Annotated in this window: 20 protein-coding genes; 11 read left to right on the top strand and 9 right to left on the bottom strand. The window is 38.5% G+C overall.

Annotation, left to right across the window (positions count from 1 at the left end):
* Positions 1-65 precede the first annotated feature (65 nt).
* The 5 genes from ACESK1_RS00930 to ACESK1_RS00910 all read left to right on the top strand — a co-directional run bounded on the left by ACESK1_RS00930 (position 66) and on the right by ACESK1_RS00910 (position 5,415).
* Positions 66-545, top strand: a complete 480-nt coding sequence (locus ACESK1_RS00930; RefSeq protein WP_081211670.1) for an Lrp/AsnC family transcriptional regulator — start codon at positions 66-68, stop codon at positions 543-545.
* An 86-nt stretch (positions 546-631) separates the two neighbouring features.
* The gene (locus tag ACESK1_RS00925; protein WP_372917119.1) at positions 632-3,205 is read left to right on the top strand and encodes a phosphoenolpyruvate carboxylase; all 2,574 of its coding nucleotides are present in this window, start codon (positions 632-634) and stop codon (positions 3,203-3,205) included.
* Positions 3,205-3,726, top strand: coding sequence for a DinB family protein (locus ACESK1_RS00920; protein ID WP_372916974.1), 522 nt, complete (start codon positions 3,205-3,207; stop codon positions 3,724-3,726). The genes ACESK1_RS00925 and ACESK1_RS00920 overlap by 1 nt, the downstream gene beginning before the upstream one ends.
* The gene (locus ACESK1_RS00915) at positions 3,723-4,721 is read left to right on the top strand and encodes a YihY/virulence factor BrkB family protein (protein ID WP_372916972.1); all 999 of its coding nucleotides are present in this window, start codon (positions 3,723-3,725) and stop codon (positions 4,719-4,721) included. Before ACESK1_RS00920 ends, ACESK1_RS00915 begins: the two co-directional genes overlap by 4 nt.
* 145 nt (positions 4,722-4,866) lie before the next feature.
* The gene (locus ACESK1_RS00910; RefSeq protein ID WP_372916970.1) at positions 4,867-5,415 is read left to right on the top strand and encodes a type 1 glutamine amidotransferase domain-containing protein; all 549 of its coding nucleotides are present in this window, start codon (positions 4,867-4,869) and stop codon (positions 5,413-5,415) included.
* A 71-nt stretch (positions 5,416-5,486) separates the two neighbouring features.
* Here the strand turns inward: ACESK1_RS00910 and ACESK1_RS00905 are convergent, their stop codons facing one another.
* Complete coding sequence (locus ACESK1_RS00905; protein WP_372916967.1) at positions 5,487-5,792, bottom strand: hypothetical protein; 306 nt, start codon at positions 5,790-5,792, stop codon at positions 5,487-5,489.
* A gap of 79 nt (positions 5,793-5,871) precedes the next feature.
* Positions 5,872-6,939, bottom strand: coding sequence for a 3-dehydroquinate synthase (gene aroB, locus ACESK1_RS00900; protein WP_372916965.1), 1,068 nt, complete (start codon positions 6,937-6,939; stop codon positions 5,872-5,874).
* A 107-nt stretch (positions 6,940-7,046) separates the two neighbouring features.
* Here aroB and ACESK1_RS00895 point away from each other — a divergent pair, with 107 nt between their 5' ends.
* Positions 7,047-8,249, top strand: a complete 1,203-nt coding sequence (locus tag ACESK1_RS00895) for a proline dehydrogenase family protein (RefSeq protein WP_372916963.1) — start codon at positions 7,047-7,049, stop codon at positions 8,247-8,249.
* Positions 8,250-8,324: 75 nt separating this feature from the next.
* Here ACESK1_RS00895 and ACESK1_RS00890 read toward each other — a convergent pair whose 3' ends face one another.
* The 4 genes from ACESK1_RS00890 to gcvT all read right to left on the bottom strand — a co-directional run bounded on the left by ACESK1_RS00890 (position 8,325) and on the right by gcvT (position 11,412).
* Entirely contained in the window at positions 8,325-9,044 is a 720-nt protein-coding gene (locus ACESK1_RS00890) for a YebC/PmpR family DNA-binding transcriptional regulator (RefSeq protein ID WP_372916962.1), read from the bottom strand.
* Between the two features lie 96 nt (positions 9,045-9,140).
* The gene (locus tag ACESK1_RS00885) at positions 9,141-9,428 is read right to left on the bottom strand and encodes a 4a-hydroxytetrahydrobiopterin dehydratase (RefSeq protein WP_372916960.1); all 288 of its coding nucleotides are present in this window, start codon (positions 9,426-9,428) and stop codon (positions 9,141-9,143) included.
* A gap of 80 nt (positions 9,429-9,508) precedes the next feature.
* Positions 9,509-10,324, bottom strand: a complete 816-nt coding sequence (locus ACESK1_RS00880) for a sugar nucleotide-binding protein (RefSeq protein ID WP_372916958.1) — start codon at positions 10,322-10,324, stop codon at positions 9,509-9,511.
* A gap of 5 nt (positions 10,325-10,329) precedes the next feature.
* Positions 10,330-11,412, bottom strand: coding sequence for a glycine cleavage system aminomethyltransferase GcvT (gene gcvT / locus ACESK1_RS00875; protein WP_372916956.1), 1,083 nt, complete (start codon positions 11,410-11,412; stop codon positions 10,330-10,332).
* Between the two features lie 126 nt (positions 11,413-11,538).
* Here gcvT and ACESK1_RS00870 point away from each other — a divergent pair, with 126 nt between their 5' ends.
* Both ACESK1_RS00870 and hutH read left to right on the top strand, forming a co-directional pair.
* Positions 11,539-13,065, top strand: coding sequence for an NAD(P)H-hydrate dehydratase (locus ACESK1_RS00870; RefSeq protein WP_372916954.1), 1,527 nt, complete (start codon positions 11,539-11,541; stop codon positions 13,063-13,065).
* A 112-nt stretch (positions 13,066-13,177) separates the two neighbouring features.
* The gene (hutH, locus tag ACESK1_RS00865; protein WP_372916951.1) at positions 13,178-14,689 is read left to right on the top strand and encodes a histidine ammonia-lyase; all 1,512 of its coding nucleotides are present in this window, start codon (positions 13,178-13,180) and stop codon (positions 14,687-14,689) included.
* A 74-nt stretch (positions 14,690-14,763) separates the two neighbouring features.
* Here the strand turns inward: hutH and ACESK1_RS00860 are convergent, their stop codons facing one another.
* Positions 14,764-17,325, bottom strand: a complete 2,562-nt coding sequence (locus ACESK1_RS00860; protein ID WP_372916948.1) for an ATP-dependent Clp protease ATP-binding subunit — start codon at positions 17,323-17,325, stop codon at positions 14,764-14,766.
* A 247-nt stretch (positions 17,326-17,572) separates the two neighbouring features.
* Here ACESK1_RS00860 and gyrA point away from each other — a divergent pair, with 247 nt between their 5' ends.
* On the top strand, positions 17,573-20,104 hold the full coding sequence (gene gyrA, locus ACESK1_RS00855) for a DNA gyrase subunit A (RefSeq protein WP_372916946.1): 2,532 nt from the start codon (positions 17,573-17,575) through the stop codon (positions 20,102-20,104).
* 23 nt (positions 20,105-20,127) lie between these two features.
* Positions 20,128-21,372, top strand: coding sequence for a tetratricopeptide repeat protein (locus tag ACESK1_RS00850; protein ID WP_372916944.1), 1,245 nt, complete (start codon positions 20,128-20,130; stop codon positions 21,370-21,372).
* A gap of 50 nt (positions 21,373-21,422) precedes the next feature.
* Here ACESK1_RS00850 and ACESK1_RS00845 read toward each other — a convergent pair whose 3' ends face one another.
* Both ACESK1_RS00845 and ACESK1_RS00840 read right to left on the bottom strand, forming a co-directional pair.
* A complete protein-coding gene (locus ACESK1_RS00845) occupies positions 21,423-22,172 on the bottom strand; it encodes an NlpC/P60 family protein (RefSeq protein ID WP_372916942.1) in 750 nt (249 codons plus the stop codon).
* Positions 22,173-22,196: 24 nt separating this feature from the next.
* On the bottom strand, positions 22,197-23,378 hold the full coding sequence (locus ACESK1_RS00840; protein WP_372917117.1) for an acetyl-CoA C-acyltransferase: 1,182 nt from the start codon (positions 23,376-23,378) through the stop codon (positions 22,197-22,199).
* 114 nt (positions 23,379-23,492) lie between these two features.
* Here ACESK1_RS00840 and ACESK1_RS00835 point away from each other — a divergent pair, with 114 nt between their 5' ends.
* Entirely contained in the window at positions 23,493-25,538 is a 2,046-nt protein-coding gene (locus ACESK1_RS00835) for an HD family phosphohydrolase (RefSeq protein WP_372916940.1), read from the top strand.
* The last annotated feature ends 4 nt before the right edge of the window (positions 25,539-25,542 follow it).

The following is a 25,542-nucleotide window of genomic DNA, read 5'->3' as shown; positions in this document are numbered from 1 at the left end:
ACTTAGCAATAATTCAATGATTTTGTATTAATTTTGAATTTCATTAAAAAAAGAGATTTGAAAAAATGGCCAAGTTTAAATTAGACGAAACAGACCACCAGATTCTTGATATGCTTATCGAGAATACCAGGACACCATTTACCGATATAGCAAAAAAACTATTGATATCGGCCGGAACGGTTCACGTAAGGGTGAAAAAAATGGAAGAAGCAGGAATTATTACAGGTTCTTCCCTGACATTAGACTATAAAAAGCTGGGTTACGCCTTTATCGCTTACGTTGGGGTATTCCTTAAAAATACTTCTCAAACAAAATTTGTTCTTGAGAGAATAAACGAAATTCCCTTTGTGACTGTTGCTCACGTCACTACCGGAAAATTTAATGTTTTCTGTAAAATAAGAGCTCGTAATACACAGCACGCTAAAGAGATCATCTTTCAGTTAGATGATATCGAAGGAGTTTACAGAACCGAAACTATGATTTCTCTCGAGGAGAGTTTAAACGACAAAAAACGTTTAATGCACTCAATTTTTCAGAATTTGTAAAGGGTACTAAACTTTTACTAAAAACCCTTTAAGCTTATTTGTTTAAAGGGTTTTTTTATACATTTAATTAAACACCAATTAAGATGATGCACAGAGAACCGAAACTGGAAAGATTTAATGAAAGTGTACTAGCAAAGTACCAGGTTTACAATAGCATTTTTCTCACCTTACCTTTTGACGATATAAAAAAGACTGGGGCTTTATTGCCTCTATTTCAGGAGATCTGTGAAGCCGGTTTTGCTGAAAACAAGAATCCTTCAGAAATAATCGAAACCTTTTTCAATAAGTATCAGGAAGATCCTTCAGAAGAAGAAAAAAATAACCTGCTTTTTAGGTTTATTCAGTATATAGAAAGGCAGGTAGTATTGTTTGATGCCATTGAAGATGCTGCATTCCCAGTGGTTAACAACATGGATGGCCACGGTACACTGAGAAATGTAAAAGAAGAGGCCGAGGCGGCCAATAAAACTTCTGAATTGAGGGAGTATTTAAAGCGTTTCAAGGTAAGGCCTACATTAACGGCACACCCGACACAATTTTATCCCGGAGCCGTATTGGGGATCATAACCGATCTTGATAGGGCGGTACAAAAAAATGATCTTACCACGATTAAAAACTTGCTTGCGCAGCTGGGCAAAACACCTTTTTTTAAGAAAGAGAAACCATCACCCTTTGATGAAGCAGTAAGTCTTATCTGGTATTTTGAGAATGTATTTTATCAAAGCGTAAGTCAGATCTATAATTACCTGCAACAAAACATTTTTGATGGAGAAGATCCAGGGAACCAGGTGATCAATCTAGGCTTCTGGCCCGGAGGAGACAGAGATGGGAATCCATTTGTGACCACAGAGATCACACTAAAAGTAGCAAAGAGGCTTAGGTCTACCATTCTCCTAAATTATTACAGGGATCTTAGGAAATTGAAACGTCGCCTGACCTTTAGTGAGGTAGATGAAATAATTTCTGAAATAGAGCCTAAGCTATACGCAAGTGCAATTTCCAAAACCGGGAAGATTAAAATAACACTTGAAGAACTTAAGTCTAAATTGCATCAGATCAGGGTAATTGTTTTAGAGAAGCATCAGTCTTTGTTTTTAGATGAAGTAGATGACCTTCTTAATAAAATCAACCTCTTTGGATATCATTTCGGAACTTTGGATATCCGTCAGGACTCCAGTAAACATATCGAAGTTGTGGAGGAGCTTGAACAATATAAATCCGATCTTTTCGGAAAAAGTTATTTTGATTTAACCGAAGAAGAGCAAATTGACGCCTTAACTAAAGTTCAGGATAATATAGATCCTGAAAACCTGGAAGAGGGAATGGCTAAATCTACCTTATCCTCGATTTATGCAATGCAGACTATCCAGGAGACAAATGGCGAGAATGGAGCCAACAGGTATATTATAAGCAATTGTGGTAGCGTTCAAGGGGTTCTGCAACCCTTTGCTTTTATGCGACTATGCGGCTGGGAGAAGCCTTCGGTAGATATTATTCCTTTGTTTGAAACAGTACCCGACTTGCAAAAAGCACACGAGGTAATGGAGGTTCTTTATACTAACCCTGTCTATAAGAAGCACCTAAAGCGGCGTGGGAACAGGCAGACCATTATGTTAGGTTTTAGCGATGGTACAAAAGATGGCGGTTATTTAATGGCTAACTGGAGTATTTATAAGGCCAAGGAAATGCTTACAGAGGTTTCGAGGAAGTATGATATCAAAGTGGTATTTTTTGATGGTCGTGGCGGTCCGCCGGCGCGGGGAGGGGGAAAAACACATCAGTTCTACGCTTCTTTAGGTCAGAAAATAGAAAATGAAGAAATTCAGCTTACGGTTCAGGGACAAACCATCAGTTCAAATTTCGGTACCCAGGATAGCTGCAGGTACAATCTGGAGCAATTGCTAAGTTCTGGGGTTTTTAATGAGATTTTTAGTGAAGGAAAGAACATTCTTTCAGATGAAGACAGGGAAACAATGAATAATCTCGCTGAAATTAGCTACAATACTTATAAGGACTTCAAGCAGCACCCAAAATTTATTCCTTATCTGGAAAAAATGAGTACGCTAAAATATTATGCTAAGACAAATATTGGTAGTAGACCATCAAAAAGGAATAAGTCTGCGAAACTGAATTTATCAGATTTAAGAGCTATTCCATTTGTGGGTAGTTGGAGCCAGTTGAAGCAAAATGTACCCGGATTTTTCGGGGTAGGAACCGCTATGGAACATTATGAAAAGGAAGGAGATTTTGATAAGGTGCGCCACCTATACAACAACTCTGTATTTTTCAAAACTCTACTGGAAAACAGCATGATGAGCCTTACTAAGTCATTTTTTGCTTTAACTGCTTATATGAAAGAGGATGAAGAATTTGGAGAGTTCTGGCAGCTCATTTTTGAAGAATACGAGCGCACAAAAAGAATGTTGCTTAAGGTGACCGGATATAAGGAGTTGTTAGAAAATCAACCGGCGGGAAAAGCTTCCATTCAGGCTCGGGAACGCATTGTTTTGCCTTTACTTACCATTCAACAACATGCTTTGCGAAAGGTTCAGGAACTTCAGGAGAAAGGCAAAGCTTCTGAAGAGTTGCTTGAAGTCTATGAAAAAATGGTTACCCGTTCTTTGTACGGTAATATTAATGCAAGTAGAAATTCAGCATAATGAAAGTTTCAGATTTAAACAGAGGAGATTACCACGAATTTTATCAAACCTATATTGACAAGCTTCCCCGCGACGAGACGCTGGGAAGTTTGCTGAAGGATAATCAAAAAGATCTTCAGGAAATCCTGAGTATAATTACTCCGGAAAAATTAAAATTTAGCTATGAGGCCGGGAAATGGACTCTCGCAGAAGTCCTTCAGCATATGATCGACGTGGAGCGTATTTTTCAATATCGAGCCCTTAGTATAGCCAGAAATGATAAAACTTCCCTACCTGGATTTGATCATGATGCCTATGTACCAGCTTCTGAAGCTAACCGGCGGGAACTTCAAAATTTAAAAACAGAATTTTCAAATGTAAGAAGTTCGGGGATTGATCTTTACCAAAGCTTTTCTGAAGAAATGCTTCAACGTAAAGGGGTGGTGAATAATAACCCTACCAGTGCAGGAGCGATTGGTTTTATAACGATAGGCCATACCATTCATCATTTGGAACTTTTGAAGAAAAAGTACCTAATATGAAATTCTTCAAAACTTTTTTTAATTTACTAAAAAAAGCTTATTTCAGCTGGAATCGCAACGAACCATATGCAAGGAGTGCGACCATCGCCTATTATACTTTATTTTCTTTACCCTCTTTACTTATCATTGTTGTAACGATTGCGAGCTATTTTTTTAAACAGGAAAAAGTTCAGGGACGTATAACTACTGAAATTGGCGAATTTATTGGCCAGGATTCAGCAAAAGCCCTGGAATCTATTGTAAGTAATGCGGCTCTTTCAGATGATTCAAACTGGGCCATTATCTTTGGAATTGGTTTATTGCTATTTGGTGCGACCGGAGTCTTTTTTCAGCTTAAGATAGCCATGAATAACATCTGGAATGTAGCCGCCAAGAAGTCTACCTTTTTGCAGATGATCCTGGATCGTGTAATTTCTTTCGGAATGGTCCTGGTTATAGGACTTCTGCTTTTAGTATCCATGGTGATATCTGCGGTTCTGGCTATTTTAAGTGAGCACGTGGAACGCTTTGCTCCCGGAATAACCGGGTTTATGGTGGATTTGGCTAATTTTCTTATTTCCTTTATAATAGTCACCACTCTTTTTGCCTCTATTTTTAAACTTTTACCAGATATTAAAATCAGGTGGCGTGTAACCTATTTAGGGGCAGCTTTAACTACTATTTTGTTTTTGATAGGAGAAAAACTTCTAGGTTTTTATTTTGGTAATAGTGAACCGGCCTCTGTATATGGTGGCGCATCTTCGGTAGTTTTAATTCTGTTATGGGTTTATTATACCTGTCTCATTCTATTTTTCGGAGCCGAATTCACTGTTCAGTATGCCTTATATAAAAATGAAAAAGTTGTACCCAATAAATATGGAGAACCCGCTATTTATCAGGAAATGGAAAAACTGCAGCAAAAACGGGTGCAGCTTGAAGAAGAAAAAGAGGTCATTGATACCCTCAAAAGCAATTTCGACCTCGAAGAAGAAAAAAAGAAGGCTTCTAAGAAGTAGCCGTTTGATTCTTTTAAGAGAAGTTATTCCTATTCCTTTTGTCTTAGTAAAGTTTAACTAAGGGATCGCTTTTTTTATAAGGCCCTTAATATCATCTTCTTTCTTTGTTGGCTATATTTGATAGAACCGAAAAAAAGATAATATTATGGAAAAGAAAGTTGCAATTTTAGCTACGAATGGATTTGAAGAATCTGAGTTGAAGTCTCCAAAGGAAGCTATGGAAAAAGAAGGTTTCAAAGTTGATATTATCAGCATTGAAAAAGGTAAAATCAAAGGTTGGGCAGATGGAAACTGGAGCGGAGAAGTAGAGGTCAATCATACTGCCAAAGAGGTAAGCGCTAAAGATTATGATGGATTGGTGCTTCCGGGTGGAGTGATGAACCCTGATAATTTAAGAAGAAATGAAGATGTGCTCACTTTTGTTAGAGACTTCTTCAAACAGGGAAAACCTGTAGGAGCCATTTGTCATGCCGGATGGACGCTTATTGAAGCCGATGTGGTGAAGGGGCGAACTATGACTTCCTATAATTCAATAAAAACCGATCTTAAAAATGCAGGGGCCCTCTGGGTAGATAAGGAAGTTGTGGTTGATGAAGGTTTTGTAACAAGCCGAAATCCTGATGACCTACCTGCCTTTAATGGCAAGATTATTGAGGAGATTAAGGAAGGAAGACACGATATGCAACACGCATAAAGGAATTAGATTGCTATGAAAAAGAAAGAGGAGCTTTAGGCTCCTCTTTTTTATTTTAGATTTTTATCGGCTTATATTTCCTCTTCGGTATCTTCCTCTTCGGCTGATTTTTCAGGAATTTCTACAATAGGTTCATTCAAATCTGAATCGTCATAATCATCCTCATCATAATTTGCCATTGTATTTTCCAGTCGCGTGCTCACTTTCACCAGGTAAACTGTATCATCGGTCCTAACTTCAACCGCCTCAACGGTTTCGTTCCTGGCATTTTTAAAAGAAATTACCTGGTCATCATCATATCCATCGGGATACTTATCTACAAGCAGGCTAAGTATTTCCGGAGTAAGTTTTTTGTAATCAACAATTATTCTTTTCATAGTGAGAATGGTTTGTGCAATAATAACAAAAAAGATATCTGTTTTATAGTTTTAAATTAAACTATTAATTTCCTAAAAATCAAAATTTTCTGTAAAATATAAAAGCATCAAAAATCACTTCATTTGGTACAAGACAGTCTATGTGCGGTTTGGCGATGTCTTCAAGAAGAACAAAATTTATTTTTCCGTATTCGTTTTTCTTGTCATACTTCATCAATTCGATTATCTCCTGGATATCACCCTGACTGAATTCTATCTTCCCATACATATTAAGAATACTTGAAGTTACCTGTTTTAATTTTTCCTGCGGAAATCCCTTTAGCGTGGAAGAAATGTATGTTGCCAGAACCATTCCTGCTGCGACGGCTTCTCCATGTAACAGGCTTTTTTTAGTAGTATGGGTGAGAAAATAAGATTCAATGGCGTGTCCCAAAGTATGACCGTAGTTAAGCGTTTTGCGGAGGTTTTTCTCCTCAGGATCCTGGGCTACTATATCAGCTTTAATCTTTACTGATTCCTCAATTATTTCATCAAGGTCTTCCAGGTTTAGGTCTGCCAGGGCTATTAATTTATTCCAATAGCCTTCATCGCTTATCAGGCCATGCTTTAAAATTTCGGCCAAACCACTACGCATTTCGTTGGCAGGAAGACTATTCAGAAAAGCAGAATCTATTAGCACCATTTGGGAGTTATTGATCACACCAATTTGGTTTTTAAGATTACCAAGGTCTACACCGGTTTTTCCCCCTACGGAAGCGTCTACCATAGCCAAAAGCGTTGTAGGAATATTTATGTAGGAAATACCGCGTTTAAAGCAGGAGGCTACGAAGCCCCCAAGATCTGTAACGACGCCACCTCCAAGGTTCAAAATCATGCTCTTACGGTCTGCACCCAATTCAGATAGTGCATTCCAGACCTGGTTACAGGTATCCAGATTCTTATTTTCCTCGCCGGCTTCAATCTCTATAACTTCAATAGGCGAGTCTGTATGGAGTTTACTCATAAATGCAGAAAGACAATAATTATGAGTGTTGGAATCTACCAGAATAAAAATTTGTGAGGCCTTGTTTTCCGTTAAATAAACATTGAGATTATCGTATGCATCTTGGCCGTAAAAAACAGGTGCTCCCGGTGAAGTATTTGCCATATTTTATAAGGTTTTTAAGCATCTTTAAAGAAGCTCCGAAAATAAGTAGAAATATTTAAAAAATTCAAACTCTCTGCTTTATCTTTGTTATAAGAATTCTAAATACCATGATAAGAAAAAAGATATTTAATGATACCAAAACAGCTTTCAAACTAAAATCTGATTTAGAGTTGGACCGTGCAGTTTTCCTTTTTAGCATGATGAATAGGCAAACTTTGGTGGACGCAGGGATTTTTCTTACCAACCTTTCCTTAAAACTACACTTACCGATTGAAGGGTTGATAAAAAAAACCATTTTCGAACAATTTTGCGGAGGGATTACCGAGGAAGATTGTAAACCTTTAACCCATAAAATGTACGAGAAAAAACTTCATAGTATTCTCGATTATTCCGTGGAAGGAAAGGAAACCGAAGAACAATTTGATTCTGCTTTAAACAAGAAACTGGACCTTATTAAATATGCTGCAGAACGGGAGGAATTACCATTCGCCCTGTTTAAACCTACAGGAATTGGTCGTTTTGCGATCTGGGAAAAAACCAGTGAGCGAATTAATTTAAGTGAGGCCGAACAAAAAGAATGGGAGCGTGTTAAAGAACGGGTAGATCTTCTTTGCCAAACAGCTTATGATCACAATGTGCGTCTTTATGCCGATGCCGAAGAGACCTGGATGCAAACCTCTGCTGATGAACTTATGGAAGAGATGATGCGTAAGTATAATAAAGAGAAGGTTATTATTTTTAACACCTTGCAGTGTTATCGTTGGGACAGAATGGAATACCTTAAAGATCTTCATGAAAAAGGAAGAGCTGAAGGTTTTAAGGTTGGAGCAAAGATTGTTCGCGGGGCATACATGGAAAAAGAAAATGCACGCGCCAAAAAATACGGATATGTTAGTCCTATTTGTGAGAATAAAGAGGCAACAGATGTGAATTTTAATAGTATTATGTCATACTGCCTGGCTCATTTGGATGAGATTGAACTTTTTATTGGTACGCACAACGAGGTAAGTAATTACCTGGCACTTCAGGTAATGGAAGATAAAAACTTGCCATTAAATGATGATCGCATCTGGTTTAGCCAATTATACGGTATGAGTGATCATATAAGTTATAACCTCGCCAAAAAAGGTTATAATGCCGCGAAACTTTTACCTTTCGGTCCTGTACGCGACGTTGTACCTTATTTGTTGCGTAGAGCTCAGGAAAACACTTCGGTTAAAGGGCAAACGGGTAGGGAGTTAGCTTTGCTTAGCGAAGAAAAACGCAGAAGAAAAGGAGAACCCACCAAACACGACAGAAAAGAATTTTAATTTTTTACTAAGTGAAAAGCAAAAGGGCTGTTTCAATTGGAAACAGCCCTTTATTATTTTTAGGAAATGAGTAAATTAATCCTCACTTTCTTCCATAGTGTGATAGACGTTTTGCACGTCGTCATCTTCCTCTAATTTCTCAAGAAGTTTTTCTACATCTTCAGCTTCTTCAGGAGATAATTTTTTTGTCACCTGCGGAATTCGCTCGAAACCGGAGGAAAGAATTTCAATTTCGCGTTTTTCCAATTCCTTTTGAATAGCTCCGAATTGCTCAAAAGGGGCATATATAAGAATTCCGTCTTCATCCTGGAAAACCTCTTCGGCACCAAAATCTATAAATTCAAGTTCCATTTCTTCTACATCAAGCCCCTCAGCATTTACTCTGAAATTACAGGTGTGATCAAACATAAATTCTACCGAGCCTGAAGTTCCAAGGTTTCCGTCACATTTGTTGAAATGCGAGCGTACATTTGCAACAGTCCGGTTATTATTGTCTGTAGCAGTTTCTACCAGTATTGCAATTCCATGGGGTGCATAGCCTTCAAATAAAACTATTTTATAATCCCCCTGATTTTTGTCACTGGCGCGTTTAATGGCGCGTTCAATATTATCTTTGGGCATGTTAACGCTCTTGGCGTTCTGGATAACCGCCCGCAGTTTGGCATTGGTGTCAGGATCTGCTCCACCTTCTTTTACTGCCATTACTATATCCTTTCCGATGCGAGTGAATGCCTTAGCCATTGCAGACCAACGCTTCATCTTTCGTGCTTTTCTAAATTCGAATGCTCTTCCCATTTATTTCTGAATAAAAATCGGTGCAAAAATAGGAAAAAGCTTCCAATAATAACCGAAAAGCCATGTTGTTCCCTGTTGCCACTGACTTAAAAAATCTTAAGCCGATTCAATTATATTTTCGATGGCTTTGGCGAGTTTAAAGTCCTTTTCTGTTACTCCTTTTGCATCGTGGGTTGATAAAGATATTTCTAGTTCGTTGTATACATTCCCCCAATTTGGATGATGCTGTAAAGCTTCAGCCTCGAAAGCTATGCGAGTCATAACTGTAAAGGCATCCTTAAAGTCGTCAAATTTAAACGAAGTATGAATTGCATCTTTTGCATAGGTCCAACCCTCCAGGTCTCCCAGTCTTTTATTGATTTCCTCAGTGCTTAATTTTTCCATTTTTTGGTATTTTAAAGGTTTCAAGCTTAAAATTAAGCAAGCCGAACAGAATTAGCCATCTTTTTCTTATTTATTTGGAATCAAACTACCTGAGAGGCTTCAATTACCTTTTGAACGCTAAGCTGCAGGTTGGCTGGGAGTAAATTGTCTTTTGGCAGGACCGCCAGAAACCGGTCGTTATTGGAATCGTAAACGTTTTTAAAGAGAGGGTTTGAATAGCCCAAGTGATTACATACCTCTTCAATAAAATCTTTTTGATGGATTAAATCACTACTTCCAAGATGAAATACTCCGCTTTTCTTTCGGTTAATAATATAGTGGACTTGCCTGGCCAAATGGTCTGCCTCGGTCACATTTATCACTACATTTGGAAATACCTCAATGGCTTCTCCTAAATAAAGCATGTTTTTGAGATCCTTGATCCGCGGAGAATCCTGTCCGAAAACCATGGGAAGTCTTAGAATATTGTAATTCTTATTAGGAAGTCTTAGCAGTGCATTTTCAATTTTAATCTTGAACCTACCGTAAACGCTTTGGGATAAGGTCTTATCGTATTCATAAGATGGAAAGTTTGTAAAAGCATCAAAAACGTTAGAGGAGGATATAAATATTAACCTGGAATTAGTCTCCAAAACATAATTGATCAGGTTAAAATGAGCATTAATCTGGGCGTTAAAATTTCCGTGTAAGGCAGAGATAATAATTGAAGGCTTTATATTTTTAAGAAGTATCTCAATGTTCTCTGTTTCCAGATCAAAATGATGAAAATGCTGATTTTTCTCCAGGGAAGGGCTTTCAGTAAAATACGTGCCGTGGGTATCAAAATAGGAGCATAGCTCTTTATATAAGGCGTTGCCTATAAAGCCGCTAGCTCCTAAAATCAATATTCTTTCCAAAAAGATTATCCTTTATAAAAGGGTAATTTCACCTGGGTTGCGGGAATGGCTTTCTTTCTAATTTGAATTTGAATTTTATTTCCAATACCTGCTACTTCAGCAGGTACATAACCCAAACCAATTCCTTTCTCCAACGATGGTGACATAGTACCCGAAGTAACCTGGCCAATAACCTTGCCATTTTCATCTGCAATATCGTAGCCTTGCCTAGGAATTCCGCGCTCATCCAGTTCAAAAGCAATAAGCTTTCTTTTTGGCCCTTCCTCTTTCTCTTTTTTGAGATTTTCAGCGTTGACGAAGTCCTTGGTGAATTTTGTAATCCAGCCCAACCCTGCTTCAATAGGCGAAGTAGTATCGTCGATATCATTACCGTAGAGGCAATAACCCATTTCTAACCTTAAGGTATCTCGTGCTGCCAAACCTATTGGCTTTATACCAAAATCTTTTCCTGCAGTCATTATTTTCTCCCAAATTTCTACTGCGTCTTCATTTCTAAAATAGATCTCAAAACCACCGCTGCCCGTGTATCCGGTGGCAGAAATAATCACTTTATCCACTCCCGCAAATTCAGCAACTTCAAAGGTGTAGAATTTCATATTCTGAAGGTCCACTTCGGTTAAGGACTGCATCGCTTCTGCCGCTTTTGGGCCCTGGATAGCGAGGAGGGAAAGTTCATCACTCATATCGCGCATGGTAGCTTCCATGGAGTTGTGTTGCGAGATCCAGTTCCAATCTTTTTCGATATTGGAAGAATTTACAACAAGTAAATATTTTTCTTCATTAATCCGGTATACAATAAGATCGTCTACAATCCCGCCGGTTTCATTAGGCATACAGGTATATTGGGCTTTTCCATCGGTTAATTTGGAAGCGTCATTAGAACAAACTTTCTGAATAAGCTCTAAAGCCTTACTTCCTGAGATGAGGAATTCTCCCATATGGGAAACATCGAAAACTCCCAACTTTTCACGTACAGTTTGATGTTCTATATTAACTCCTTCGTAGGAAACCGGCATATTATATCCGGCAAATGGAACCATTTTAGCATTTAAGGATTTATGAATGGCATCAAGGGCAATTTCTTTCATTTTCTTAAAATTTGAGCAAATTTATCGATTTCCCATTGAAAAAAAGATGAATTCTATTTTTTTATTAGCAATCTCATATTGTCTTTTGGATTATGTGTATTTTAGTGAAAAGTAACCTTTTTCAAAATGAAAATATTCAGTGCCGAACAACTACATAAAGCAGACAGCTTAAGTATTAAAAATGAGAAGATTTCCAGTACTGATCTTATGGAGCGCGCAGCAGGAATGGTTTTTAATCAAATCCACTCCCGACTGGAAGGTAGTGAAATCCCAATTAAAATATTTTGTGGAATAGGCAACAATGGAGGTGATGGGCTGGTGGTAGCAAGATTATTGTTAGAGCAGGGGTATCAAGTTCAGGTTTTTGTCGTGAATTACAGCGACAAACGCTCCAAAGACTTTCTAATCAATTACGATCGATATAAGAATATTGCAAAAGACTGGCCGACCCTCATTAAAAATCAGAATGATTTTCCAAAGATCGGTGAAGGGGATTTTGTAATCGACGCGATGTTCGGAATAGGTTTAAATCGGCCAATAGAAGGTTGGGTAGGTGCTTTAGTGGACCATCTAAATAATTCCGGAGCATTTATCCTCGCGATAGATATGCCTTCAGGGCTTTATGCTGAAGAGGTTCCGGAAAAAAAAGCAAAAGTGATTAAAGCAAATTTTACGCTTAGTTTCCAAAGTCCGAAGCTTACTTTTTTTCTTCCTCAATCTATGGATTATGTAGGTGATTTTCAGATTTTAGATATTGGCCTGGACAGGGAATTTCTTTTAAAAACCGAAACCAGCGCCAGACTTATAGGAAAAGAGCAAGCCAGGCTTTTATATAAAAACAGAGAAAAGAACTCCCATAAGGGAGATTATGGTCATACTCTTATTGTTGGTGGTAGTTATGGCAAAATTGGCAGTATTGTACTTTCGGCAAAAGCAGCTCTTAAATCGGGAGCAGGTTTGTGTAGCGTATTCAGTCCCGAATGCGGCTATGAGATCATCCAAACTGCCCTTCCGGAAGCAATGGTGATTTCAGATAAACACAAGAAACAACTTAGTGAAATCAATATTGATTTTGACCCCGATGTTATTTGTTTTGGAATGGGTGCAGGTACAAATGATGAGGCGCTAGGTGCATTCAAAAAATTATTAAAAGACACAAAACAATCAATGCTTATTGACGCCGACGGTTTAAATATGCTGGCGAAAAATAAAGAGCTATTAGAACTTCTTCCTGAAAGATCTGTTCTTACACCCCATCCTAAGGAACTTGAACGGCTAATCGGTAAATGGGATAACGACAACCATAAAATCAAAAAAGTTCAGAAGTTCATAAAAAAATATAATGTGATCCTGGTATTAAAAGGAGCGCATAGCTTTGTTTTTAGTAAAGAAGAGATATTTATTAATAATTCCGGAAATGCAGGTATGGCTACTGCCGGGGCCGGAGACGTGCTTTCAGGAGTGATTTCAGGGTTAATGTCTCAAAAATACGACCCTATTATTGCTGCAGTTCTGGGAGTCTATTTACACGGATTATCCGGCGATATAGCCGCTAGTAGAATGGGATATGAAGCGCTAATCGCTGGGGAAATTATAAATAATCTGGGGGATGCTTATCTTGAGTTATTTAAAGAAGAGAGCAATGAAGCTTGAGGCTTCATTAAACCTGAATAAAATTCTTATTTATTAAAATTAAGATAAGTTTATTTGGAATACTTTAACAGATGTTGGATTTTTGGTCTCCCATTTAATAATCTATAAATCTATGCAGTCGCATCATTATATAAGTTCAGCCGTCTTAGACCTTGCAACTATACAGGGTATCCTGGAAAATAACAGGAAACTGGCTTTAAGCGACGAATCGATTTATAACATTAAAAGATCCAGAGCTTATCTCGATAAAAAGATAAGTGAGAGTGATATTCCTGTTTATGGGATAAATACCGGCTTTGGTGCCTTATGTAATGTAAAGATCACTGCTGAAAAACTCACGGAATTACAGGAAAATCTGGTGAAGTCCCATGCCTGCGGAACGGGAGACAGGGTAGAGAAAATCATTATAAAGTTAATGTTACTTCTAAAAATTCAGTCTCTAAGCTATGGAAATTCCGGGGTGGCTTTAGAAACGGTGGAACGCCTGATTGATTTTTACAATGAAGATATCTTACCTGTTATTTATGAACAAGGGTCTTTGGGAGCTTCAGGAGATCTTGCTCCTTTAGCGCATTTGGCACTGCCTCTTATAGGAGAAGGAGAAGTTTATTTTGAAGGCGAGGAAATAAGCGGTGCTGAAATTCTGAAAAGAATGGAGTGGGAGCCGTTAAAGTTGAAGTCAAAAGAAGGGCTTGCTTTATTAAACGGAACACAGTTTATGAGTGCCCATGCAGTTTATGGATTGATCAAAGCTTTTCAGCTTTCATACCTGGCTGATGTGATAAGTGCTGTTTCGATTGATGCTTTCGATTGCAATTTGTCGCCCTTCGATGAATTGGTACATCAGGTTAGACCCCATCGCGGACAAGTAAAAACAGCTGAAAGAGTAAAATTCTTCTTAGAAGGAAGTGAAATTGCCGGGAAAGAAAAAGAAAATGTTCAGGATCCATATTCTTTTAGGTGTGTGCCTCAGGTACATGGCGCTACCAAGGACACTTTAAGCTTTGTAAGGAAGACCGTAAAAACAGAAATTAATTCAGTAACAGATAATCCTAATATTTTTATTGAAGAAGACAAAATAATTTCCGGAGGAAACTTTCACGGACAGCCATTGGCTTTGGGACTCGATTACCTTGCGATCGCAATGGCTGAGTTAGCAAACATTTCAGAAAGAAGGACCTATCAACTTGTATCTGGTTCTCGAGGGCTACCTACTTTTCTTGTAGAAAACCCCGGGCTCAATAGCGGTTTCATGATTCCTCAATATACTGCAGCAAGCATTGTGAGTCAGAACAAACAACTAGCGGTACCGGCATCAGTAGACTCTATTGTTTCTTCTAATGGCCAGGAAGACCATGTGAGTATGGGCGCCAACGGTGCTACTAAACTGATGAAGGTTTTAGAAAATGTAAATACTGTACTGGCTATTGAGATGTTTAATGCTTCACAGGCAATTCATTTCAGGGAGCCGGCTAAAACTTCAGAATTTCTTCAAAATTTTATTTCTGAATTCAGAGAACAAATACCGATTCTTACCGAAGATGTTACTATGGCTCCACATATTAGAAATGCAAAGGAATTTTTGAATTCGTACAATTTCTCTGAAGAAATTATTTATGAATAAGCAAAGAATTATACTCAAATAAAAAAAGCCGTTTGAAATTTCAAACGGCTTTTTTTATTTGCATTTATAGTTGATTAAGATTCCGTTTCCTTCACCTGTTTTTCAACTTTAATTGTCAGTTCATCTTTCTTCTCATCCAGATCCATTAATATAGTATCGCCTTCTGAAACTTTTGAAGTAATGATCTCTTCAGCCAGAGCATCCTCAATATATTTCTGAATAGCTCTGTTAAGAGGACGAGCTCCATATTGCTTGTCAAACCCTTTTTCAGCAATAAAGTCTTTGGCCTTGTTGCTAAGTTTAAGGTCGTAGCCTAATCCACCTATTCTTTCATATAATTTAGCCAACTCGATATCGATGATTTTATGAATATCTTCTCTTTCCAGCGAATTAAATATCACTACGTCATCAATCCTGTTCAGGAATTCCGGAGCGAATGCTTTTTTAAGTGCATTTTCGATCACACTTCGGGTATTTTCTTCGGCTTGAGAACGTTGAGAAGCGGTTCCGAAACCTACTCCCTGTCCGAAATCCTTCAGTTTTCTGGCCCCTATATTTGAGGTCATGATAATTATGGTATTTCTGAAATCAATCTTTCGACCTAAACTATCAGTTAGATACCCGTCATCCAGAACCTGCAATAACATATTAAAAACATCTGGGTGAGCTTTCTCAACCTCATCCAACAATATTACAGCATATGGCTTACGACGAACTTTCTCAGTTAACTGGCCGCCTTCTTCATAACCAACATATCCCGGAGGTGCACCAATTAATCTGGATATCGCGAATTTTTCCATGTATTCGCTCATATCTATTCTGATAAGTGCATCATCGTTGTCAAAAAGTTCCCTCGCCAGTACTTTTGCTAATTGGGTTTTACCAACTCCAGTTTGACCAAGGAAAATAAATGATCCGATGGGTTTATTAGGATCTTTAAGTCCGGCACGGTTACGTTGAATGGCTTTTACAACCTTGGCAACGGCCTCATCCTGGCCAATTACTTTACCTTTTATCTTTTTAGGTAATTCAACCAGTTTATTACTTTCAGTTTGTGCGATCCTGTTTACGGGTACACCTGTTATCATAGAAACTACATCGGCAACATCATCTTCACGAACGGTTTCCTTATGTTTTTTAGATTCCTCTTCCCAGCGTTCCTGGGCTAGTTGCAGCTCTTTTTCCAGGTTTTTCTCATCATCTCTCAATTTTGCTGCTTCCTCGTATTTCTGCTTTTTAACAACAGAATTCTTTTTGTCCCGTACTTCCTCAAGTTTCTTTTCCAGGTCCAGAATTTGCTTGGGCACATCAATATTGGTAATGTGAACCCTTGAGCCTGCTTCATCCAAAGCATCAATAGCTTTGTCCGGAAGGAATCTATCTGTCATATACCTGTTAGTTAATTTCACACAGGCATCAATTGCTTCCGGGGTATAGACCACATTATGGTGATCTTCATATTTATCTTTGATGTTATTTAGGATCTCTATAGTTTCTTCTACTGTAGTTGGTTCTATGATTACTTTTTGGAACCTTCGCTCCAATGCACCGTCTTTTTCAATATACTGTCGGTATTCATCCAGCGTGGTTGCACCAATACATTGTATTTCTCCACGGGCCAGTGCTGGTTTGAACATATTACTTGCATCCAAACTTCCGGTTGCCCCGCCGGCACCTACAATTGTGTGAATTTCATCTATAAAAAGAATGATATCATCATTTTTTTCTAACTCGTTCATTACCGCTTTCATTCGTTCTTCGAATTGTCCGCGGTATTTTGTTCCTGCTACGAGACTGGCAAGATCAAGGGTGACTACTCTCTTGTCGAATAGAATTCTTGATACTTTTCTTTGAATGATCCTTAAGGCGAGTCCTTCAGCAATAGCCGATTTACCTACCCCTGGTTCTCCAATTAAAAGCGGGTTGTTTTTCTTTCTTCGGCTAAGAATCTGGGAAACTCTTTCGATTTCCTTTTCCCGTCCTACAACGGGATCCAACTTGTCGGCTTCAGCCATTGCGGTGAGATCTCTTCCAAAGTTATCTAAAACAGGAGTTTTCGATTTTTTGGAAGTCTTACCAGGACCGCCGGTGCCTCCGCCGCTAAAGGGATTATCTTTTGTGGCGTCATCTGCCCCGCTATCTTCATCAGAAAAAGCACTGGAGGGGTCTTCGGTAAAATCATTCTCGTCGCTTGCGATCATATATTTAAACTGGTCTTTGACCCCATCATAATCAATCTTTAATTTGTTTAAAAGCTTGGTAGTAGGATCGTTTTCATTTCTTAGTATGCACAGCAATAAATGGGCTGTATTGATTGAAGAACTCTGGAAAAGCTTAGCTTCCAGAAAAGTAGTTTTCAAAGCTCTTTCGGCCTGCCTGGTCAAATGCAAATTGCGTTTGTCGTTAGACAGGTTATTTGTATTGGGATTTGCAGGACTAAGTATCTCCACCTTTCTTCTAAGGTGGCTAAGATCAATGTCCATGGCGTTTAAAATATCTATCGCTTTACCGTCGCCATCACGGAGTAAACCAAGCATTAAATGTTCGGTTCCTATAAAATCGTGCCCCAGCCGAAGAGCTTCCTCCTTGCTGTATGCTATTACGTCTTTTACTCTTGGGGAAAAATTATCATCCATCTTTATCTTCCTTTCTCTCTGTTAATTCAAACTCAAACATTCAAAAATCATACCTTATGGGGGAGTCTTAAGCTAATTGACAAAATTACTTTCAATTATCAAAATGGAAAGTAAGGAACTTATTAACGATACTCCACTAAAAATTTGTTAATAAAATATAGCGATTATCGCTCCTAAATAGGCCTCCAACACCTAAAAAATATGTAAATTGGCACGTTAGATTTTAGAACTAAAATAAACTTATAATATGGCTGAAGGAGAAAAGTTAATTCCTATCAACATTGAAGACGAAATGAAGTCGGCTTACATTGATTATTCAATGTCGGTCATTGTGTCACGTGCTCTTCCCGATGTACGAGATGGTTTAAAACCGGTCCACCGCCGGGTTTTATTTGGTATGCATGAACTTGGAGTTCTCTCTAACCGGTCTTATAAAAAATCTGCCAGGATCGTAGGGGAAGTCTTAGGTAAATATCACCCACATGGTGATTCTTCGGTTTACGATACTATGGTAAGGATGGCGCAGGAATGGAGTATGCGTTATATGCTGGTAGATGGTCAGGGTAACTTTGGCTCTGTTGATGGCGATAGCCCGGCAGCAATGCGTTATACCGAAGCCCGTATGCGGAAAATAAGCGAAGATATGCTTATTGATATAGATAAGGATACGGTAGATACCCAATTGAATTTTGACGATTCCCTTTCAGAACCTGTAGTGCTCCCCACAAGAATACCAAACCTTTTGGTGAATGGAGCTAGTGGAATAGCCGTTGGTATGGCCACTAATATGGCGCCACATAACCTCACCGAGGTGATTAACGGAACCATTGCGTATATCGAAAATCATGATATTGAAATTGATGAATTAATAGAACATATTAAAGCCCCCGATTTCCCTACAGGCGGAACTATTTATGGTTATGATGGGGTTAGAGAAGCTTTTAAAACCGGAAAAGGAAGGGTAGTTTTGCGGGCCAAATCTTCTCTGGAAGAAATTAATGGTAGGGAATTCATAGTGGTTACTGAAATTCCATACCAGGTGAACAAGGCTGATATGATCAAGAAAACAGCCGACCTTGTTAACGAAAAGAAAATAGAAGGAATTTCACTCATACGAGACGAGTCAGACAGGAATGGGATGCGTATTGTATACCAATTAAAGAGAGATGCGATTCCAAATATTGTATTAAATACTCTATATAAGCATACGGCACTTCAGTCTTCCTTTAGCGTAAATAATATTGCCTTAGTTAAAGGGCGTCCTGAAATGCTTAATCTTAAGGATATTATTTTTCACTTCGTTGAACACCGTCATGAAGTCGTAGTAAGGAGAACCGAATTCGAACTCAAAAAAGCCGAAGATCGGGCTCATATCCTGGAAGGCTTAATTATCGCTTCAGATAATATTGATGAGGTTATTGCCTTAATTCGATCTTCAAATAATGCCGAAGAAGCCAGAAATAAATTAATTGACCGCTTTGAATTAAGTGAACTGCAAGCAAAAGCCATTGTAGAAATGCGTTTGCGTCAGTTAACAGGGCTGGAGCAGGATAAACTACGTGCAGAATACGACGAGATCAAAGAAACTATTGAAGACCTTAAAGACATTTTGGCACGTAAGGAACGCCGAATGGAAGTTATTAAGGACGAACTTATAGAAATTAGAGAGAAATATGGCGATGAGCGTCGTTCTGTAATAGAATACGCCGGTGGTGATCTTAGTATAGAAGATATGATCCCGGATGAGCAGGTGGTAATTACCATTTCTCACGCCGGTTACATAAAAAGAACATCGCTAACTGAATATAAAACCCAAAACAGGGGAGGAGTTGGCCAAAAAGGTTCTACTACCCGAAATGAGGATTTCCTCGAATATCTGTTCGCAGGAACCAATCACCAGTATATGCTTTTCTTCACCCAAAAAGGTAAATGTTACTGGATGCGCGTATATGAAATTCCGGAAGGTAGTAAAGCTTCTAAAGGAAGGGCAATTCAGAATCTTATCAATATAGATCCCGATGATAAAGTAAAAGCCTTTATAAACACTCAGGACCTCAAAGATGAGGAATATGTGAACAGTCATTATGTAATTATGGCTACCAAAAAGGGGCAGGTGAAAAAAACTTCTCTGGAACAATATTCCCGTCCAAGAACTAATGGTATAAATGCCATAACTATTAGAGAAGACGATGAATTAATGGAAGCAAGACTAACCAATGGGGAAAGCCAGGTATTACTTGCTGTTAAAAGTGGTAAGGCCATTAGGTTTGAAGAGAGCAAAACCCGTCCAATGGGTAGGAATGCATCCGGGGTTAGAGGTATTACCCTCGCCGGTAAAGATGATGAGGTTGTTGGAATGGTTGCTGTTGATGATTTCAATTCTGATATTCTGGTAGTTTCAGAAAACGGATATGGAAAACGATCTAGTCTGGATGCTTACAGGATTACAAACCGGGGAGGAAAAGGAGTGAAAACAATTTCTATAACCGAAAAAACCGGGAATTTAGTTGCCATCAAAAATGTTTCTGATGAAGATGACATCATGATCATTAATAAATCAGGAATTGTAATCAGAATGGAAGTAGCTAATTTAAGGGTTATGGGACGTGCAACTCAAGGGGTAAGACTTATAAACCTTAAGGGTGACGATTCTATCGCTGCGGTCGCAAAAGTACTTCATGATGAAGATGACGTAGAGAACATGGATGACGCTGAAACGCCTAAGCACGTTAACCCAGAGACCGATGGCACAACTATTGCAGAGGATAGTGAAGAATAAGTTAAATATAAAACCAAATCAAAATGAAAACTAATATTCTAACGGTCGCCTTGTCATTATTTTCTTTAATGGCAGTCGCCCAAAAAAGTGAAATTAAAAGTGCTGAAAAGGCTGTCGATAAAGGTAATTATACCGAGGCTAAGGCTGAAATCGAAAAAGCAGAGTCTCTTTTGGCTGATGCTAATGACAAATGGACCGAAAGATTCTATGTGGCTAAAGGAAATACTTACCTTGGAACTGGTGAAAATGTAAGCATAGAAGATATGCTAACTGCTTCAGAAGCTTTCAAAAAAGCGGCGGAAATGGGAAGCAATGAAGCTCAAGAAGGTTTGTTGAATGTAAGAAATAGCCTGGTTCAAAGTGCTGTTGAAGATCAGAGTGCTGAAAACTACAAAAGCGCTTCAGACAAACTTTATACTAGTTACGAATTAAACCCTCAGGATACACTTTATCTCTATTTTGCAGCGGCAAACTCGTTAAACGCTCAGGATTTCGATACTGCTCTTGAATACTATGAAAAGTTAAGAGACCTTGGTTATGATGGTGCTGAGACTGAATATCTTGCTACAAATGTAGAAACCGGAGAACAGGAAGCAATGCCAAAGGAACAACGTGACCTGATGATTAAAACCGATAATTATACCGATCCTGAAGACAGAGAATTACCTTCAAAAAAAGGTGAGATAGCTAAGAATATAGCGCTTATCTACATTAATGAGGAAAAAATGGATGAAGCTGTAGAGGCTATGGAAGATGCAAAACGAGAGAATCCTGATAATGTAATGTTGCTTCAGGCTGAAGCCGATATGTATTACAGAATGGGTGATAAGGAGAAATATAACGAAATCATGAAGGAAGTACTTGAAAAGAGTCCTGATGATCCTGCTATTTACTATAACCTTGGGGTAACCACAGCCGAATTAGGTGATACTGAAGGAGCTGTAGAATACTACGAGAAAGCTCTTGAACTTGACCCGTCTTTGAGTGAGGCCAGAATGAATATTGTTGTAGCCATTCTTGCTAAGGAAAGAGAGCTTATTGATGAAATGAACAATTTGGGTATGAGTAAGGAAGACAGTAAGCGTTATGAGGAACTTGAAGAAGAGCGTTTAGAAGTATATGAAGAAGTTATTCCTTACCTGGAAGATGCTATTGAACATGATCCTACCAACGCGGAAATTATCAGAACTGCTATGAATATTTTCAATGCTTTGGATGAAGAAGAAAAAGCACAAGTTTTGAAAGAGAAACTAGAAGAATTACAATAAAAAATTTATTCTTTAATATTATAAAGGCCGCTTATTACAGCGGCCTTTTTTTATATAATCTTTTTTATTACTCTTAGCTTATGGGTATGTCGGCGAAGTTCAGAATTAAAAATCCCTGAATGGTCTAACCGGTCTATTCTTACTTTTCCATCCGCATGAATTATATAATTATCGGTCATAATTATACCAACATGGTTTATAATTCCTTCTTTGTCGTCAAAAAAGGCAAGGTCTCCAACTTCACTTTCTTCAATAAAACTTAAAGCTTCGCCCTGTTTTGCTTGTTCCGCAGCATCGCGAAATAGTTTATATCCATTTAACCTGTAAACCATTTGGGTAAAACCACTGGAATCAATACCCAGTGGGGATTTTCCGCCCCAGGTATACGGACTGTTCAAATAGAGTAGGGCGGTGTCAATAAGATGGGCTTTTGGTTTCTCACCGGTTTCACTGTGCCCTTCATAAACGTGCTGAAATAAAGCAAGGGAATTTAAAATTGATCCTAAAGGAATGGGCATTAAGTGCCCATTTTCATCGGTAATATAATTTATTACATCTGCCGAAAGCTTAGGTTCAGCTTGTTTTAGTTGCAGATAATACTCTTCCTGGATCTTAAGGAATTGCTTATTACTTATCCAGGCTTCATAATTATCGAATGCAACACGAACTCTACTCCAATGGCCCCGTTCTTCTAAAATTTTAAAATATTCTCCATAAAGAATCTGAGATACCATTTCACTTTCATCTGAAGTAGAACTGCGAAGCGGTACTATGCTTAGGTGGCAAACTCCGTATTGCATTCAATATATTTTTCTGAATCTCTCTTAAGCGTTTCTTTCAATAACCATTGCAGATGCACCACCACCACCATTACAAATGGCTGCTGCACCAATTTTGCCATTATTCTGCTCCAGTACATTCAGTAGTGTAATTAGAATTCTTACGCCACTGCAGCCTAATGGATGACCAAGGGAGACAGCACCACCATTTATATTGGTTTTGTCTGCACTTATATCCAGTAATTTCATATTCGCAAGACCTACTACAGCGAAAGCTTCATTAAATTCGAAATAATCTACATCATTTTTAGAGATTCCTGCTTTATCCAGGGCTAGGGGTAGAGCTTTTGCCGGAGCGGTAGTGAACCATTTTGGTTCCTGTGCAGCATCAGCAAAAGACCTGATAGTTGCTAGAACTTTCAAACCAAGTTCTTCAGCTTTTTCACGACTCATTAATACCATTGCACCAGCACCATCATTTATGGTTGAAGAATTCGCAGCAGTAACGGTACCGTCTTTAGAGAAAGCCGGTCTTAGAGACGAAAGCTTATCCATTCTTACGTTCTTATACTCTTCATCTTCATTTACTATTACCGGGTCTCCCTTGCGCTGTGGCACTTCCACAGGAACTACTTCATTGTCGAATTTCCCATCAGCCCAGGCTTTTGCAGAACGCTCATAAGACTGCCTTGCGAATTCATCCTGATCTTCTCTGGAGAAATTATGCTCAGCCGCGCATAAATCACCGCAAACCCCCATTGCGTTCTGGTCATAAGCATCTACAAGACCATCGCGCTGTAAACCGTCTATCATTGTGGCAGGACCAAATTTTTGTCCCTGACGCATCTGAACATAATGCGGGATTAAACTCATGTTTTCCATTCCACCGGCAACAACTATGGAATTATCGCCCAGCATAATAGATTGTGCTGCCTGCATAACAGCTTTCATTCCGCTGGCACATACCTTATTAACAGTGGTACATGGTACGGTATCGGGGATACCGGCGCCAAGAGCAGCTTGTCTTGCCGGTGCCTGTCCAACATTGGCCTGAACTACATTTCCCATCAATACCTCTTCAACCAATTCCGGCTTCAGTTTAATTTTATCTAAGGCGCCTTTAATGGCAACAGATCCTAATTTTGTGGCTGGAACGGTTGAAAGACTGCCTAAGAAACTCCCAATTGGAGTACGTGCAGCGCTTACGATTACAACTTCTTTCATAATATGTTTTGTTTTATTTTTCCTTCAATGCGAATTTAGTGATTTTAAAACGAACTTGACATACCGCTCACTTTTCACGCCTATTTTTTAGTACATTTGAGCCATAGTACTTTTTGTATGGCAAAATTCGTAAATAGTCTGTATAAAAATCAGGCTCTTTTTTACAAAGTATTCCTGTTTGCACTTACTGCAGTTTTAATTGTGTACCTACTGCCCAAAGGAGGAAAGTTCAAATATGAAATTCCTAAAGGAAAACCCTGGCAGTATGAAAACCTGTACGCGCCCTTTGATTTTGCTATTCTGAAGACAGAAGAAGAAATCCAGGCCGAGAGACAGGAAATAACTCGGAATCATACGCCGTATTTTCAGCTTGACGAAACTGTACTTCCGGAAATTAAAAAACAGGCGGAAACCGAAATCGACCTGGTTTTTACTGATAGTATCCTCAATATCAAACGAAAGCCAATCGAAGAATTTGTAAATTCTACGCTCGACAAATTATATGAGAACGGCATACTTCAGGAGAGTAATCGTTTAGACCCCGATCAACTGGTGTACCTTCGTCGTGGAAATGAAGCCTTTGAAATTCCCTATAAAAGAATTCTGAAATTAAATCAGGTTAGGGATTTCCTGAATGCTGAGATTGAAGATTCAAATCTCTCGTCATTGTCAGATGCATTACTGGAAGTCTTTTTCAATTCCGTAGAACCCAATGTTCAGTTCGATAATCAACTTACCCAACGGGAACTCGAAAGCAAGCTTAATAATATTTCTTATACCCGCGGAAATATTGAACAGGGAAGCCGAATTATTGCCAAAGGTGAGGTGGTTGAGGGAAACAAATACGATATTCTAAGATCTCTTAAAACCGAATATGAATCACAAGTTTGGAGTGGTAGTAACTATAATTGGGTTATTGTAGGATATAGTGCCCTTGTAGCCCTGGCATTACTGATGCTGCTTCTTTTTATAAGAAAATACAGGTATGATATTTTTGAAAATAATGTGAAAGTTACTTTTATTTTCTTCAATATCCTTTTTATGGTAATGCTTACCACACTTGTGGTTAGGTTCAATATAGACTATGTATATGTAGTTCCTCTTGCTATTCTGCCTTTAACCTTAAAAGCATTTTTTGATTCCCGGCTAGGTCTTTTTACGCACGTGGTAACCGTTCTCTTGCTTGGTTTTATTGTGCCCAACAGCTATGAGTATATGTTCCTTCAAATTATTGCAGGAATTGTGACTATTCTCACTGTTTCTGAATTATATAAGCGGGCAAACCTATTTATATCGGTTGGGGAAATCACTCTGGTTTACATTCTTAGTTATTTTGCTTTTACCTTAATCCAGGAAGGTAGTATTGCTGAAATTGAAGCCGAAGTATTTCTAACCTTTTTACTAGGTGGTCTGGCAACCCTGTTTGTACAACCGCTCATTTATATTTATGAAAAGATCTTCGGATTGGTTTCAGATATGTCTTTGCTGGAACTTTCAGATACGAATTCGAAACTTCTGAAGGAAATGGCTGAAAAAGCTCCCGGAACTTTCCACCATTCTCTTAATGTTGCCAATCTGGCAGAAGCTGCGGCCAATGAGATAGGAGCCAATGCAATGCTTGTGAGAGTTGGTGCACTGTATCATGATATTGGAAAGATGCATAACCCTACCTATTTTTCTGAAAATCAAACCAGTAATGTAAATACCCACGATGACCTGGATCCACAAGAAAGTGCTCAGATAATTATTGAACACGTGATCAAGGGGATCGAAATTGGGAAGAAAAATAATTTACCAGATCGTGTGATTGATTTTATAAGAACCCATCATGGTACCAGTACGGTATATTTCTTCTTTAAGAAAGCCAGGGAAAAAGACGAAAATGTTTCTTCCGATGCTTTTCGCTATCCGGGACCTATTCCTTTTAGTAAGGAAACAGCTATTCTAATGATGTGTGATGGGGTTGAGGCTGCCAGTAAGAGTTTAAGAGAGCCTACGGCCGGTTTAATAGACAATTTTGTAGAGAAGATCGTTAATAAACAAATGGAGGAGGGGCAATTCCTCAATGCTAATATTACCTTTAAGGAAATTCAGCTAATTAAGAAGATCCTGAAAAGGAAACTTAAAAATATATATCATCTTAGGGTTGAATATCCGGAATAAGAAA

Origin of the sequence: Salegentibacter sp. (assembly GCF_041642575.1) — a bacterium.
GTDB lineage: Bacteria > Bacteroidota > Bacteroidia > Flavobacteriales > Flavobacteriaceae > Salegentibacter.
This window is presented reverse-complemented; position numbering and strand designations above follow the sequence as displayed.